At 44.3% G+C, this 15,211-nt stretch carries 15 protein-coding genes; 13 read left to right on the top strand and 2 right to left on the bottom strand.

Annotated elements, in window-relative coordinates; all coding sequences use genetic code 11:
- Nucleotides 1-81 precede the first annotated feature (81 nt).
- The 4 genes from ywpG (at nucleotide 82) to Q5C82_RS01255 (ending at nucleotide 2,747) form a co-directional block, all read left to right on the top strand.
- Complete coding sequence (gene ywpG, locus Q5C82_RS01270; protein ID WP_003221783.1) at nucleotides 82-465, top strand: DynA interaction protein YwpG; 384 nt, start codon at nucleotides 82-84, stop codon at nucleotides 463-465.
- A gap of 76 nt (nucleotides 466-541) precedes the next feature.
- Nucleotides 542-883: a single-stranded DNA-binding protein SsbB gene (gene ssbB / locus Q5C82_RS01265; protein ID WP_003221780.1), complete on the top strand. Its 342-nt coding sequence runs from the start codon at nucleotides 542-544 to the stop codon at nucleotides 881-883.
- A gap of 224 nt (nucleotides 884-1,107) precedes the next feature.
- Complete coding sequence (gene glcR / locus Q5C82_RS01260; RefSeq protein WP_003221778.1) at nucleotides 1,108-1,884, top strand: transcriptional regulator GlcR; 777 nt, start codon at nucleotides 1,108-1,110, stop codon at nucleotides 1,882-1,884.
- Nucleotides 1,885-1,889: 5 nt separating this feature from the next.
- Nucleotides 1,890-2,747, top strand: coding sequence for a Cof-type HAD-IIB family hydrolase (locus Q5C82_RS01255; protein ID WP_003221776.1), 858 nt, complete (start codon nucleotides 1,890-1,892; stop codon nucleotides 2,745-2,747).
- Nucleotides 2,748-2,875: 128 nt separating this feature from the next.
- On the opposite strand, the gene Q5C82_RS01250 is transcribed toward Q5C82_RS01255, so the two are convergent.
- Nucleotides 2,876-5,644, bottom strand: coding sequence for a DEAD/DEAH box helicase (locus tag Q5C82_RS01250; RefSeq protein ID WP_003221774.1), 2,769 nt, complete (start codon nucleotides 5,642-5,644; stop codon nucleotides 2,876-2,878).
- On the bottom strand, nucleotides 5,631-7,241 hold the full coding sequence (locus Q5C82_RS01245) for an SWIM zinc finger family protein (RefSeq protein ID WP_003221771.1): 1,611 nt from the start codon (nucleotides 7,239-7,241) through the stop codon (nucleotides 5,631-5,633). The genes Q5C82_RS01250 and Q5C82_RS01245 overlap by 14 nt, the downstream gene beginning before the upstream one ends.
- A 203-nt stretch (nucleotides 7,242-7,444) precedes the next feature.
- On the opposite strand from Q5C82_RS01245, the gene Q5C82_RS01240 reads away from it, so the two are divergent.
- From Q5C82_RS01240 to Q5C82_RS01200, 9 genes are all read left to right on the top strand, one after another.
- Nucleotides 7,445-7,588, top strand: a complete 144-nt coding sequence (locus Q5C82_RS01240) for a hypothetical protein (RefSeq protein WP_003221769.1) — start codon at nucleotides 7,445-7,447, stop codon at nucleotides 7,586-7,588.
- Nucleotides 7,589-7,822: 234 nt separating this feature from the next.
- Nucleotides 7,823-8,569 (top strand): protein-tyrosine kinase activator TkmA, encoded by a 747-nt coding sequence (gene tkmA, locus Q5C82_RS01235; RefSeq protein WP_003221767.1) that lies wholly within the window; start codon nucleotides 7,823-7,825, stop codon nucleotides 8,567-8,569.
- Nucleotides 8,559-9,275 (top strand): CpsD/CapB family tyrosine-protein kinase, encoded by a 717-nt coding sequence (locus Q5C82_RS01230; RefSeq protein WP_003221765.1) that lies wholly within the window; start codon nucleotides 8,559-8,561, stop codon nucleotides 9,273-9,275. Before tkmA ends, Q5C82_RS01230 begins: the two co-directional genes overlap by 11 nt.
- A 49-nt stretch (nucleotides 9,276-9,324) precedes the next feature.
- Nucleotides 9,325-10,089, top strand: coding sequence for a tyrosine-protein phosphatase (locus tag Q5C82_RS01225; protein WP_003221763.1), 765 nt, complete (start codon nucleotides 9,325-9,327; stop codon nucleotides 10,087-10,089).
- 195 nt (nucleotides 10,090-10,284) lie between these two features.
- Nucleotides 10,285-11,607 carry a UDP-glucose 6-dehydrogenase UglF gene (gene uglF / locus Q5C82_RS01220; protein ID WP_003221760.1) on the top strand — a complete coding sequence of 441 codons (1,323 nt, stop codon included), beginning with the start codon at nucleotides 10,285-10,287 and terminating at the stop codon, nucleotides 11,605-11,607.
- A gap of 371 nt (nucleotides 11,608-11,978) precedes the next feature.
- Nucleotides 11,979-12,401 carry a DUF5082 family protein gene (locus tag Q5C82_RS01215; protein ID WP_003221759.1) on the top strand — a complete coding sequence of 141 codons (423 nt, stop codon included), beginning with the start codon at nucleotides 11,979-11,981 and terminating at the stop codon, nucleotides 12,399-12,401.
- 9 nt (nucleotides 12,402-12,410) lie between these two features.
- The gene (locus Q5C82_RS01210) at nucleotides 12,411-12,671 is read left to right on the top strand and encodes a YwqI/YxiC family protein (protein ID WP_003221757.1); all 261 of its coding nucleotides are present in this window, start codon (nucleotides 12,411-12,413) and stop codon (nucleotides 12,669-12,671) included.
- Nucleotides 12,672-12,689: 18 nt separating this feature from the next.
- On the top strand, nucleotides 12,690-14,591 hold the full coding sequence (locus Q5C82_RS01205) for a T7SS effector LXG polymorphic toxin (RefSeq protein ID WP_003221755.1): 1,902 nt from the start codon (nucleotides 12,690-12,692) through the stop codon (nucleotides 14,589-14,591).
- A gap of 4 nt (nucleotides 14,592-14,595) precedes the next feature.
- Complete coding sequence (locus tag Q5C82_RS01200) at nucleotides 14,596-15,147, top strand: SUKH-4 family immunity protein (protein ID WP_003221754.1); 552 nt, start codon at nucleotides 14,596-14,598, stop codon at nucleotides 15,145-15,147.
- Nucleotides 15,148-15,211: the final 64 nt, after the last annotated feature.

Genomic DNA, 15,211 nt, shown 5'->3' with positions numbered 1-15,211 from the left:
AATTTTGTATTGGTGAAACATTTAATAATTTCTATTTTTTCATTATACTGTAACTGACTATAGATTACGGAGAGATGTGGTATGAATCAATTTCGTTTAAAAGAAATTTATATTGACGGCACTCCTTCTGAGGACTGTTTGATTCAAAAGGAAGCAACATATATGTTAAGCCGTAAAGAAGTGTTTGAGGTTCATCTGAACAAAAAAGGAAGGATAAGTTTTTTATACGAAACGCAAGACGGCATGGAGCAGTATAAAATTAAGGTGTCACTGCCGGAAAAAAAGCTGAGCTTTCAGTGGTTTGCATGGGATGGTTCTTCCTATGTGTGTATGAATACGCAAAATTGGCTGACAAAGCAAATATTTTTCCGGTTTTTAAAAAGTACATATTTCTTTAAAGGGAAAAAACAAAAGATGTTTTTAGCTGAAGGAAAAATGAAAACGAAAGATAAAAACAGAGGCTGAAAGTCACTTTTACGTGTTTTTCTTTTCTCATTGCATCATCTACAATACATATAACCTCAAGGAGAGGAGGAATCGCATGTTCAATCAGGTCATGCTTGTCGGACGTCTTACAAAAGATCCTGAGCTTCGCTACACTTCCGCCGGTGCGGCAGTCGCACACGTTACGCTCGCGGTAAACCGCAGCTTCAAAAATGCTTCAGGTGAAATCGAGGCCGATTACGTCAATTGCACACTTTGGAGAAAAACAGCTGAAAACACGGCGTTATATTGCCAAAAAGGTTCTCTCGTCGGCGTAAGCGGACGGATTCAGACAAGAAGCTATGAAAACGCAGAAGGCGTTCCCGTCTATGTAACGGAAGTGTTGGCTGACACTGTTCGTTTTATGGACCCTAAACCCCGGGAAAAAGCTGCCGATTGACATCCCCCTGATCCTCCCGTTTTCTATCCATTCATATGTTCCGGATCTCCGCATCATCCCCTCAAAAGTGACCAGTCGACCAGACTGGTTCTTTCTTTTGTTTTATTTAGGAAAAATTGGTTCTTATGATGCATTTTTGCTTAAATTCACTTAATAATGTTGAATGATATTGAATAAAAACTTATAATTACTTAAAGATGATTGATAAGAAAAGGAATGAGGGCGTGTACCAAGAAGAAAGATTAGTCGCGATTTTGGATTTTTTAAAACAGCATAACCGAATTACAACGGAGCAGATCTGTACGCTCCTTCAGGTGTCAAGGGATACAGCGAGACGGGATCTTGTGAAGCTGGAGGAACAGAATGCCATCATCCGTACAAGGGGCGGTGCCATTTTGCCGACTGTTCATCAGAAAATCCAAAGTTATTCCGGACGCCTGAAAACAGTGTCCGAGGAAAAAAACAAGATCGGCAGGCTTGCCGCATCGCTCATTCATGATGGTGACCGGGTGATTTTAGACGCATCTACAACCGTTCAGGCATGTGCAAAGCATTTGAATGCGGATGATTGTACGGTGATCACCAACTCGATTAATCTCGCGGAAGTACTGTCCGATAAAGAGGGAATTGAAATCTATCTGCTCGGAGGCAAGCTGGAAAAGGAGCACCGCTTTCTGTACGGCGCCTCTGTGATTGAAAAGCTTTCAAGCTACCACGTCGATAAAGCGCTGATCGGTGTGGTCGGCATTTCCGAACATGGCATTACGATTGCGCATGAAGAGGATGGCATGGTGAAGCGAAAAATGATTCAGCAGGCAAAGCAGGTGATCGCGCTTGCAGATCATTCGAAGCTGGGGAGCACCAGTTTTTATCAGTATGCGGAGCTGAGTGAAATCGATCTCTTGATCACAGACAGGCTGCCGAATCAGGCGTTTTGTGACTTGCTTGATCGCAATGGTGTGGAACTTCTCGTGACAGAGCAGGATGAAGGAAAGGGCTGACAAACGTGAAATTGATTGCGATTGACTTAGATGGAACCTTACTCAACAGCAAGCATCAGGTAAGCTTGGAAAATGAAAACGCGCTGCGGCAGGCGCAGCGGGATGGCATAGAAGTGGTGGTGTCAACTGGGCGCGCTCATTTTGACGTCATGTCGATCTTTAAGCCGCTCGGGATCAAAACGTGGGTCATCAGCGCAAACGGCGCCGTCATTCACGATCCTGACGGCAGGCTTTATCATCAGGAAACCATTGATAAACAGCGGGCGTATGACATTCTCTCATGGCTTGAGTCTGAAAACTATTATTACGAGGTATTCACAGGTTCAGCCATATATACGCCACTAAACGGCAGGGAGCTTCTTGAGGTTGAGCTGGACCGATTCAGAAGCGCGAATCCGAAAGCGGATCTTTCTGTCCTCATGCAGGCAGCCGAGGTGCAATACAGCCAATCCGGCTTCGTTTACATTGGCTCGTTTCAAGAGCTGTTTGAGTCTGACCAGCAGATCGACTTTTACAATATTCTCGGTTTTTCTTTCTTCAAAGAGAAGCTTGAGGCAGGCTGGAAAAGATATGCGCATGCTGAAGATTTGACGCTTGTCAGTTCGGCTGAGCATAACTTTGAGCTTTCTGCCCGCAAAGCTTCCAAGGGACAGGCGCTGGTGAGGCTTGCGGAACGGCTGAATATCCCGATCGAAGAAACCGCGGCTGTCGGTGACAGCTTAAATGACAAATCGATGCTAGAGGCGGCTGGAAAAGGTGTAGCGATGGGCAATGCCCGGGAAGATATCAAATCGATGGCAGACGCCGTCACCTTGACCAATGACGAACACGGCGTAGCACATATGATTAAAAATTTGCTGTAGGTTTATATGCTGCACCAAAAGTGCATCCTGTTGATAACCGGCGTAACGGATTCTTTGGAAATTCGGCGTGACGGCTATGAACGGAAAAAAGCTGGCTCTTTCAGGAGCCAGCTTTTTTATGGTCATGATCATCGTGCTGAGGCGCTTAATGTAAACAATTCTTCGAGTTCCTGTGTGGAAAGCTCGGTAATCCAGTTCTCACTTTGGATAATTTGGTCGTTCAGCGTTTGCTTCGATTCGAGCATGACATCAATTTTTTCTTCGATTGTTCCCGTCGTAATCATTTTATGAACGTGGACAAAGCGCTCCTGGCCTATGCGGTATGCCCGGTCAGTCGCTTGATTTTCAACCGCCGGGTTCCACCATCTGTCATAATGGATGACGTGATTGGCTGCGGTTAAATTAAGCCCGGTGCCTCCAGCTTTGAGTGAAAGAATGAGTGTCGGGTATTCTTTCTTCTGAAATTTCTCAACGAGTGTATCCCGCTCTTGCTTGGAGAGACTCCCATTTAAAAATTGCACAGGTTCGCCGAACGTTTTTTCAAGCAGCCTTTTCATCATGTTCCCCATCTGAATGTATTGCGTGAAAATGAGGCAGCTTTCGTTTTGGGCGCGTATCGCTGTCATGAGTTCCAGCAATTTTTCGAGCTTGACTGATCTGCCGGCCAGCAGCTCGGTTTGATCCTCTTTTAAATAGAGCGCGGGGTGATCGCATATTTGCTTGAGACGCCCGAGCATGCTGAGGATCAACGCTTTTCGCTGCATGCCGGTCAGTGACGTCATATGGTCAAATGTGTCTTTGACAAGCTGCTCATAAAGTGATGCCTGTTCGGCTGACAGCGGGATAAATTCTTTTTCTTCCAGCTTCTCGGGAAGATTAAGGGCTACCTCCTCATCCCGTTTCGTCCGCCGGAGAAGGAATGGGCGGATTAACTGCTGTAGCTGTCCGATTCTCTTTTCGTCCCGGTCTTTTTCAATCGGCAGCACATAACGTTTATGGAACCCCGTCAGACTGCCGAGGTAGCCTTTATTCATGAAGTCAAAAATGGACCATAGTTCAGTTAAGCGATTTTCCATTGGCGTGCCGCTTAGCGCGATATGGTGAAGCCCTTTCAGTTTTCTGATTGCACGTGATTGCTTCGTATGCGCGTTTTTGATATTTTGCGCTTCATCAAGGCAGATTGTGTTCCATGTCACAGAAGACAGCTCTTCCGAATCGGCGTGCGACAATCCGTATGAAGTGAGTACCACATCTGCGTTTTCGTAATGCGCGGCGAAATCATCACCTTTTGGACGGCGCGGCCCATAATGGAGCGCGACAGACAGGTCAGGAGAAAAGGTTTGAAGCTCCCGCTGCCAGTTGCCGAGTACGGATGTCGGCGCGATAATCAAATTCGGCGTTTTTTGCCGGCCGCTTTCCTTCACGTGTAGGAAATAGGCGATCATTTGAATCGTTTTCCCAAGCCCCATATCGTCAGCCAGACAGGCGCCAAAACCGCTTTCTCTGAGAAACAGCAGCCAGTTCATGCCGTATTTCTGATAGGGGCGGAGAGTTCCTTGGAAAGAAGGACTGACTTCGTGCTCCGGCAGGTTTTCCGCGGCCGTAAGCTTCCGAATCAGTGACCTGAGCTGTTTGGACAGATCAAATTGAATGCCGGCAAAAGCGGATGTATCAATCAGATCTGAATCCTCAAGCCCGCCTTCCCCCTGATCCATTAGTTCGCGCGCCAGAATATCAGACATGTGGAGTCCTTCCGATTCCGCTTTTTCCATCAGGCGTTTCATTTGTTTGATAAACTGCGGATCGATTTTTACCCATTGCCCGCGTATATTAACGAGGCGTCTGTTGCTGGCGACAAGCTCATTAAATTCAGCCTCAGTCAGCTCAATTCCATTTGTTGCAAACCGCCAGTTGAAATCAAGCAGCGCATTCATGCCGACAAATGATTCGCCGCGCGGGGCGGACGACACCTTTGCCTTCAGCATCATGTTACTGTCTCTGACTATCTGCCACCATGATGGGAGGAGAATTTCCACGCCCATATCGACAAGCGTCTCACTCGCTTCTGACAGGAAGATCCAGGCTTCTTCCTCTGAAATCAGCGTTGTCCCGGAATCAAATGACAGCCACGGAACCGTTCTGTGAAAGCGGTCCTGCTCACGTGCAATTTTATCGCTGTACGCCTGCCACGATTTCTTAAGGCTCTTTAGCCCGTCAAAGAATTCAACAGCGCCGCTCCTTTTATCGCGTAAAAACATCTCGATTTTCCAATCGTCTCCGTCAAAGTCTGGCTCATTTAAGCGCAGGCCGACTGTAAATGGAGATAGATCGTCAATCCAGCCGATCCCTTCAAGAAAATCCTCTTCATCGAGAAAATGTCCGCGGAATGTCGTGACCGCAGGCGATTTCTCCTTAATGTGTTCCCATTTCTCCCGCAGGTCATCGTCGTATTGAATGTAGTCCTGCACTGCAGCGGAAAACCAATCCGCAGTAAAGCCATCTAGTATATTGTCGCGGTCCTTCCAGCGAAAAACACCGTTTGTCCATGCTTCATAGTCAGGCAGAAAATCTCCGTCTGCAATAAATTCATAGATGGTCGATGCCGCCTCGATCAGCGGCTCCGTTTCTTCTGTAAGCTGCACGGAGCTGAATGAGTTGAACGAGTTTTTGCCGAGAAGCTCTACAGTCATCCATGGAGAAAGCAAAACAGCGGTTGTCCCGATGAAGCTGACATCCTCAAGAAAGGTTCCGTAAAATGAGGATTCATGCCATTGGAACAAATGCCTTTTCATATGGCTGTAGGGAAGGGGCTGCTCATTCTCATCAAAGGCTGAGAGCGTAAATGACCCATCTTCCATTTGTTCTACGTGGATGAGAATTTCTTTAAGACTCGCCATCAATCAACTTTCCTTTCTGCAGTTCTTCTTGAAGCGCGCGCAGGCGCTTGTAATGCGTGCTCAGCTGCTGAATATACCGCTCCCACACCTTCAGTTTCTTCGCTTTTCTGTACAGGGTGCGCAGTTTTTTCAAATAACGGGCGGCTTCCTTGTACGAGCTGCGGTTCTTCTGATCGATAAAAAAGGCCACTTCTCTGTGGTAAGCCGGGATAAGCGCCTCCGGATCGCTCGCTGCAATTTCCTTCAGCATCATTTTATCCATTTCATAGATGGAAAAGCCGACAAGGCTGTGAATTTCGATCCACTCGGCATATCGTTTTTTCTCATATAAATGATGGCTGTATTCTGTGAACGTAAACGGCAGACAGCCTGCAGCATAGCGTTCAAACAGCGCTTGGTCATTGGTTTGCTTCACATAGACATTCAGCAGAAGAAACAATTCGCTGATCACGTCGCGAATCTCTTTAAACGGCTTATCCAGTTTCGTATAACCCATCGCAATCGGTTCAATCCGCTGGTACCATGTTTTCAGCCGTTTCCAATCCTTCTTGGCAGTGATTTCACTCAGCCACTGAAACGTATACGGCAGCGCTTCCGGCGGGAATTCATCAGCTTCCGCAAAAATAACGTCATCATTCTTCTGCAAGAATTCCAAGTGAAGGCGCCCGAATTGCAATTCAGGAGAAAAACGCCGTCCGGCTTCTTTTTTTAAAATCTCCTGTTCGCGCGCCACCCACTTTGGCCGCGACAGCAGCGCGCTCCAAATTTCACCGAAGATGCGGATGCGCTCATATTGAAAAATATCTTCTTTCAACAGCAAATGTCGGATAACTTCCGGTGTTTTTTCCAAAAACGGATCAAGCGCAAATGACAGCGCGTATGTTTTTAATTTATCAATAGAGCTGTAGATTGTATCCATCAGCTGTTCAACATACGGATTGAGGGAATAAAAGTCTTGCTCGGGGTTCAGCTTGCCCGCTTCAATTAATGTGAACATCCGAAGCCAAACCGCAATCGCGGAATGAATCTGGTACAGGCTTTTCAGCTCCGGCTTGTTCGGCGCATGCTTTTTTAATGCGGACAGGTAGCCGTAATAGAGGCCCTGCATGTTTTGGCTGCTTTCCGGCGTCCGCGCCTGCCAGAGAGAGAACTCTGAATCAAAAAAAGAGAGCCAGCTTGAAAGCGATTCTTCATTAGGCAGCACCTTTTCCTGAAACTGGCGTCGGACGAGCTCTTTGCTTTCCTCAAGCTTTTCCCTATCAAGCCAATACTCTGTAAACGTACCCACACGCTCGAACATTGCATATACATATAAAAAAACAGCCAGCATATGGCGGCAGATTCTTCCGGACGGACATGAACAGCCGCTTTTGACTATGACAAACAAGTTCAATGTGACCCGCACAGGCACAACATCCTGCACGTAAGCCGTAACTTCCGTCGGACTCACTGCTTGTAAACGATAGACTGAATCCTGCCGATATAAAATAAGGGCTTTTTTGATCAGCTGAACATTTTCCTCATTGTAAGGAAGGAGTTCTTTCAACTGTTCAGCAGATGCCAGCACATCGTCTTTAGAAATCATATTCTGAAGCATGATTATCGCTCCTAACCGAGTCACGTAATAAAAAGATCCAATTTCTCTATTATATCGCAACACGTCGGCCTGAAAAAGTTTTTCCTAAAAAAGGACATAAAAAATGGGATGTGTCGAATGATGTATTAGAGATTGCAAATTGATAACCGGCATCATATAATAATCGTGTTTTCAACTTAATGGAAGCTGAAAGGAATAAAAAGATGAGTGAAAAGAAATTGAATCAAGAAGAATTTCTGAAAATTTTGATGCATGCACATGAAATTGGTGAGCGGTCATCTGAAATGACGACGAAGGAAATGCTTGAAAATTTGATTTCTCATATTAAAAATGGATATGCAACATAAGAATCCCGCGCGCCTTTTGCGGGATTTTTTTAATGCGTGAATACGTGACTGCCTGAATAGGAGAAAAAGAGGAAGCTTTGTCAAAACAGCGAATAGAGCGCTTACATAAAGAATCGCCACATAACGTTTTGTAAAAATATGTCGAATTATGTCACGTGAAAAGCTGGAGAAATGCGGTTTCTACGTTGTATAATCGTAGATGGAAAAGGATGTTATAAGAGATTTGGAGGTATCATGGGAGAATCTACTAGCTTAAAAGAGATATTATCAACGTTAACAAAACGCATACTTTTGATTATGATTGTAACCGCAGCTGCCACTGCTGCCGGCGGACTCATCAGTTTCTTCGCACTTACACCCATCTATGAAAATTCAACTCAGATTCTTGTCAATCAATCGAAAAACGACCGAAAAGAAGTCCAATTTAACGATGTCCAAACCAATCTTCAGTTAATCAATACGTACAACGTCATCATTAAGAGCCCTGCCATCTTAGACGAAGTCATTAAAGAAATGGGCCTGTCGATGACATCGCAAGAGCTGAATGACAAAATTACCGTATCCAGCGAACAGGACTCCCAAGTGGTCAACATATCAGTCAAGGATGAAAGCGCGGAAACAGCGGCTCATATTGCCAATACCATCGCATCTGTCTTTAAAGACAAAATCACATCCATTATGAATGTTGACAATGTCAGCATTCTGTCAAAAGCCGAGGTTTCAGAACATCCGTCACCTGTATCGCCAAAGCCGCTTCTTAACATTGCCATCGCGTTTGCGGCGGGATTGGCGGGAAGCATCGGACTGGCCTTCCTGCTTGAGCATTTGGATAATACGATCAAATCGGAAGAGCAGCTCGAATCCTTGCTGGACATACCGGTTTTAGGGACGGTTTCCACGATTGCGAATGAGCAGAAAACAGCGAAGAGCCTACAAGGTATCCAATCTGAAAAAGCGGGGAGTGGACATTTTGGCGCTTAGAAAAACCAGAGGCTCTTGGATGCGCAGGACTGTCATTGCGATGACAGAGCCGAAATCCTTGAACTCTGAACAATATAGAACGATTCGTACGAATATAGAATTTGCTTCAGTGGACCGCCAAATGAAAACAGTGATGATCACATCGGCCTGTCCTGGAGAAGGAAAATCAACGACGGCCGCTAACTTGGCTGTCGTATTTGCCCAGCAGGGAAAAAAGGTGCTCCTGATTGATGCCGATTTGCGAAAACCAACAGTACATACGGCCTTTCATCTTGAAAACATGATTGGCTTAACAACAGTTTTATTAAAGAAAAGCTCATTGGAGCAGGCTGTACAAGCCTCAAATGAAAAATATCTTGATGTGCTGACGAGCGGTCCGATCCCGCCAAATCCGGCTGAGCTTCTCTCCTCGAAGTGGATGAAGGAGCTTGCAGACGAAGCGTGTGCGGCATATGATATGGTCATTTTTGATACGCCGCCTATTCTTGCTGTAGCGGATGCGCAGATTTTAGGCAACGTGGCAGACGGTTCTGTTTTGGTTATTTCAAGCGGGAAAACAGAAAAGGAACAAGCCGCAAAAGCGAAAGAGGCACTTGAATCGTGCAAAAGCAAGCTCCTTGGGGCGATTATGAACGGCAAAAAGCTTTCGAAGCACTCTGAATACGGATATTACGGAAACAAGGAAAATTTCATACAAAATAAATAACGTGCAGCTTGCCCGTTATTTATTTTTGCGAAAAAAAGGAGGCTAAGACATGATAGATATTCACTGTCACATTCTTCCGGCAATGGATGACGGGGCAAGCGATTCAGCCGACAGTATAGAAATGGCAAGGGCTGCTGTTTATCAGGGAATCCGGACCATCATTGCGACACCGCATCACAAGAACGGTGTGTATGAAAACGATCAAGCCGCAGTCAGAGAAGCGGCAGATCAGTTAAACAAACGTTTAATCAAAGAAGACATCCCTTTAACCGTGCTTCCGGGGCAGGAAATCAGAATCTATGGCGATTTGGAACGGGACATTGCTGAACAGCAGCTGCTTACGCTGAACGATACGAAATACATCCTGATTGAGTTTCCGTTTGATCAGGTTCCACGATATGCGGAGCAGCTTTTTTATGAGTTGCAGCTGAAAGGATATATTCCGGTTATCGCCCATCCTGAACGCAACAGGGAAATTCGCGAAAACCCGTCTTTGCTGTATCATCTTGTGGAAAAAGGAGCGGCATCTCAAATAACTTCAGGAAGTCTTGCGGGTACTTTCGGAAAACAGATGAAAGCATTTTCTCTCCGGCTGGCTGAAGCCAATTTGATTCATTTCGTAGCATCAGATGCTCATAATCTGAAAACGAGAGATTTTCAATACCAGGAAGCCCTCCATGTTCTTAAGAAAGAATTTGGTCCGGAATTTCCTTATATGCTGACGGAAAACGCCGAGCTTCTCCTTCAGAATCAGACGATCTACAGGCAGCCTCCGCAGCCGGTCAAAAGAAGAAAATTATTTGGGCTCTTTTAAACAGCCGGTTCTCATTTCACCACTTTCTTTCTGAGAGCGATATAATAGTATATTGTATGATTGAATCACATTTCAGAAATCTGTACAGGCTGTACCCGACAGGCTATGCGGGAGATCATCCGCATTCATGATAGGATGTTCTCATACGATAATACGAAAGCTGCAAAGCAGCAATTTAACTGTTGGAGGGAAACAATGAATATAACAGTCATCGGAACAGGCTATGTCGGTCTTGTGACAGGTGTTTCTCTTTCTGAGATTGGACATCATGTAACCTGCATTGATATTGACGCTCACAAGATTGATGAAATGAGAAAAGGCATTTCCCCCATATTTGAACCGGGTCTTGAAGAGCTGATGAGAAAAAACACAGCTGATGGACGGCTGAACTTTGAAACGAGCTATGAGAACGGTTTGGCACAGGCAGACATTATTTTTATAGCGGTCGGCACACCGCAGAAAAGCGACGGGCACGCGAATCTGGAGCATATTACAGATGCGGCCAAACGCATCGCCCGGCATGTCAAACGGGATACCATCGTGGTAACGAAAAGCACAGTGCCCGTCGGAACAAATGATTTGATTGATGGGCTAATCACTGAACATCTTGCGGAGCCTGTCAGCATTTCGGTCGCATCCAATCCGGAATTTTTACGTGAAGGATCGGCGATCTATGACACGTTTCATGGCGACAGAATCGTGATCGGAACGGCGGATCAGAAAACAGCCAAGACGCTTGAGGAGGTTTTCCGTCCGTTTCAAATCCCGATTTATCAAACGGATATCAGAAGCGCCGAGATGATCAAATATGCCTCAAATGCTTTTCTGGCCACTAAGATCAGTTTTATAAATGAAATTTCGAATATATGTGAAAAGGTCGGCGCCGATATTGAAGCAGTCGCGTACGGCATGGGACAGGATAAGCGGATTGGGAGCCAGTTCTTAAAAGCCGGCATAGGCTACGGCGGCTCTTGTTTTCCAAAGGACACAAACGCTCTCGTGCAAATTGCCGGCAATGTCGAGCATGATTTTGAACTGCTGAAATCGGTCATTAAAGTCAACAATAATCAGCAGGCGATGCTGGTTGATAAAGCGCTGAACAGGCTCGGCGGGGTGACGGGAAAAACGATTGCCCTTTTAGGGCTGTCATTTAAACCGAATACGGATGATATGAGGGAAGCGCCGTCGATTGTCATTGCAGACCGTCTCGCTGCGCTCGACGCCCATATTACAGCCTACGATCCCATTGCCGCCGGCCATGCGAAGCATGTTCTCCCGCAAGCTGTTGAATATAAAGAGACGATCGAGGAAGCTGTCAAAGGCTCCGATGCGGTCATGATCTTAACCGACTGGGCCGACATTAAACAATTCCCGTTAGCGGCCTATCAGAACTTGATGAAAACGCCGCTCATCTTTGACGGCAGAAACTGCTACACATTGGATGAAGCAGCTGCGGCAGGGGTGGAGTATTACTCTGTGGGACGGAAGGCGGTTGTTCCGTCAGGTGCAATTCAATAGTTGGAAAAGAGAAAACTGGCTGGAAGCCAGTTTTTTTCTATTTGACTAAGGCTAAAGCGAAAAAAACAACAAAAACAGAATATGCTCTTACGACAAGAGACAGATCATCAACATCTGTCTCTTTCAAGCGTCTTTATAACTACGACTTTAGGCTCTTCTATCTTATAAAACGCTTTCATCGGCTGTATAACGAACAAAAACAAGATCATAGACCTACATATTGTGAGCATGATACACCTAAATTAAGTCATTTACCCTATTTAAGCCGTCTTCTGGCTATTTTAAAATATAATATATGGAAATAAAGTATGGAAAAGTCTATCTTCATCAGCCCCTCCATACGACTTTTTGAGTATTAAGAGGTGAATCAGATGGGTTATGAAAGTATGTTAGCGGATATCAAAAGTTCGCTCAACGGAAAAATTTCCGACGTAGAAGACAAGATCGAAAAGCTGAAAAAAGCAAAAAAGGACATAGACACACTGCAAGTAGAGGCAATTACTGAAATCAAAGACATTGTGAAACCGGAATTAGGCAAGCACTGGACGGGAACAAAAGCGGATGATTTTGACAAGGGCAGAGAAAACGCAAAATCGGAAGCATCCAAGATTGTGAATGATAAATATAACGAGTATATGGCTTCGATTCAAAGCAAAATATTTTGGCTTGAAACAGAGAAATTTGAGCTGAATTTGACTAAAAGCGCAGCGAATGCCGCAGGCGACCTTCTTGCTAAAGGAGAAGATTTCGTAGAAGAAGCAGGAAGACAAATTAGTAAACTAAAATGGTGGTGATCTTTTTTTATGTCAGAAATTAAGCTGAAGTACGATACAGTCATCAAAACATTGGATTCTGTCAAAGACGCGCTGGCTGACGTATCAATCGGCGCAGCAGGATCAAATGGAAAAAACAGCCTCGATTATACGAAAAAATATCATGAACGTGAGGAGAACATCAAAACCATGCTCGGAGACTATAAAAAAGCAGTACAGAAAAATATCGAGGATACAAAGGATAACGTAGATTCACTCAAAGAGCAGGACGAGGCGATAGCTGTAAAATAGAAAAGAAAGGGCAGTGCGATGAGCAAAGTATTTGAATCTAAATCTTTAATCGAAGAAGCGAAGAGCAGAAAAAAGCAATATGAGACGCTTGAGGAGCAGCTGAATACGCTGAAAAAAGCGTTTCAGGAAGTGGCGGATTTAGGCGACAATTTTAAAGGAAAAGGCGCGGACAATATTAAAGATTTCTTTCAGGGACAGGCGGAAATCGTCGAAAGCTGGCTGACACTTGTCTCTGCTCAAATTGCGTTTTTAAATGGCATTTCAGGAGACATTAAAGATCAAGAACTGAATGATTCATATGTGGAAACTTCTTTTTTGGATCATGAGCTGCCCAATGGAGACTTGAAAGCCTCAGAAATTGTCTCCGCTCATAAAGAAGAAATCGACTCCATTTTGTCAGGCATCAGCGATATTATTGATCTCGACATGTACACGCTTGACGACTATGCCGATAAGATGGGCGATGCCCAAAAAATCAGACGTGACACAATCACAGCAGTCGATAAGCTTGATGAATCCCTGACCACTGAGTATCAAAATTTAGAATCTCTGGACAACGCAGTGCTCACCAAATATTCTGTTCTCATGCAGGCCACCAGCAACGGGAAAAGCGCATCCCCTATGTATTATGACAAAAAAGCCTTCCACAGCAATGAAGTCTACAAAAGCGTCATTGAAGTAGAAAAGCAAGGAACGACCTATATCGATGCAAAAGCCCAGCAAGCCGAAGCCAGACGGCTTCAGGAAAAGGCTGAAGAAGAAGCAAATAAACCATGGTACGAGAAAACATGGGATGGAGTTTGCAACTTTACTGGAGAAGTCACTGGCTATTATGATTATAAAAGAGCAACCGAAGGTGTTGATCCGGTTACCGGAGAAAAACTCTCCACTGCAGAACGTGTGACAGCAGGAGCTATGGCAGCAGCTGGTTTTATACCGGTCGTCGGCTGGGCAGGCCGCGCTTTTAAAGGCGGAAAAGCCATCTACAAAACCGGAAAAGCGGCTATCGCGGCCGATCACGCTTTAGACGCCTACAAAACAGGCAAATCCTTAGACATTCTCAAAATGTCAGAAATGGGCGCATACGGCCTTGTTGCTTCAAATGGATTCTCAGAAGCCGTGACAGGCAGAGACATGTTTGGAAACAAAGTGTCTGAGGAGAAGCGGAAGCAGGGGGCACTGGAAGCGGCTTTAAGCTTAGTTGGCGCAGGTGCATTGGCGAAACACATTAATAAAGGCATCCCGCTTGCAACCCATTCAAAAGTCCAAAAAGCTAACAAGACACTAGAAAAAGTAAAACAATTCAAAGTCCCAACAAACGTCCGCGTATACGCAGAACGCCCAGTAACTCCTGACGGCCTCACGTTCGGATTCCCGACAGTCCGTGTAGATGTGGGAACGAAATCTGTTAAAGATCTTGGGATTGTGAAGATGATGGGGAAATGGAGTAATGGTGGCGAATATGATCGGATTAGAGGATATACAGGTAGAGATCTTTCAAAATACGATAATAAGTATTTAATCGATCCTAGGCTTGTAGTAGAGATGAATTTTAAGGGGAAAGGCAAACCTGGAACAAATGCAGCTGGCTGGGAAAGAAATGCGAAAAAATTTTTTAACACGTTACTTAAAAGTAATCCTGAGTTTTGGAGTGCTGAAAATACTGCTAAGATTAAAAGAGGAAGAGTTCCAGTTGTTGATGAGCAATTTATAAAACATTTTCCACAGTATGCAGATTACTTAAAAGATCCTATGAGACATCATCATATTGGAGAAGGAGGTCAAGCAGCAGCTTTACCTAAAAGCTTGCATCCTGGATATGGTGGTATTCATAATGTTGAAAAAGAATGGGGAATTACCGGAGTAGATGATCAAATTGCGAATAGACTAGAAACATTCAGAAAAGAATCAGGAAGGTGACAAGATGTTATTACCAGAAGAATTTAATAGAAACTGGGATGTTAATAAAAATGGTCCATTATTAAAGTTTTTATATGATGATCTAATAGAGACTCCTTTTTCGGAGGAATTTAAACGATTTTTATCTTTAGGTGGCTTACCTGAAACACCTCCACCTTATTTAGATTTTACTTCCTCTCAATCATCATTTAAACCAATTACGAGTATCTTTGATATGTCTGAAGCATTTCGAAAATATTGGTTGTTAGGATCCACTGGTTCTGGAGATCCAATATGTATTATTGAAAATAACGAGAGAATCGTTTATCTAAATAATGGTGATGAATATAAAGAAGTATTTATTAACTCTTCAATAAATCAATTTGCAGAATGTATATTACTTTTCTCAGAAATGATTGACAAGGCTGTACAAATAAATGGTGAGGATGCCTTTATTGATAATGACATTCCGGAATATGTAATAGAGTGGTTGAAAGAAGAACTTAAAAGAGTAGACTCAAATTGTATAAAAGAAGGAAGCTTTTGGGATATTGAAATAGAAAATTTATATGAATAAGGAAGAGAATTATTACCTTTATAGGCTGATGCCTGTTAAAGGCCCCTTTAAAATGAAGACTAAA

Source organism: uncultured Bacillus sp., assembly GCF_958411575.1.
GTDB lineage: Bacteria > Bacillota > Bacilli > Bacillales > Bacillaceae > Bacillus > Bacillus spizizenii.
Note: the sequence above shows the minus strand (reverse complement) of the source record. Positions and strands in the feature narration are given on the sequence as shown.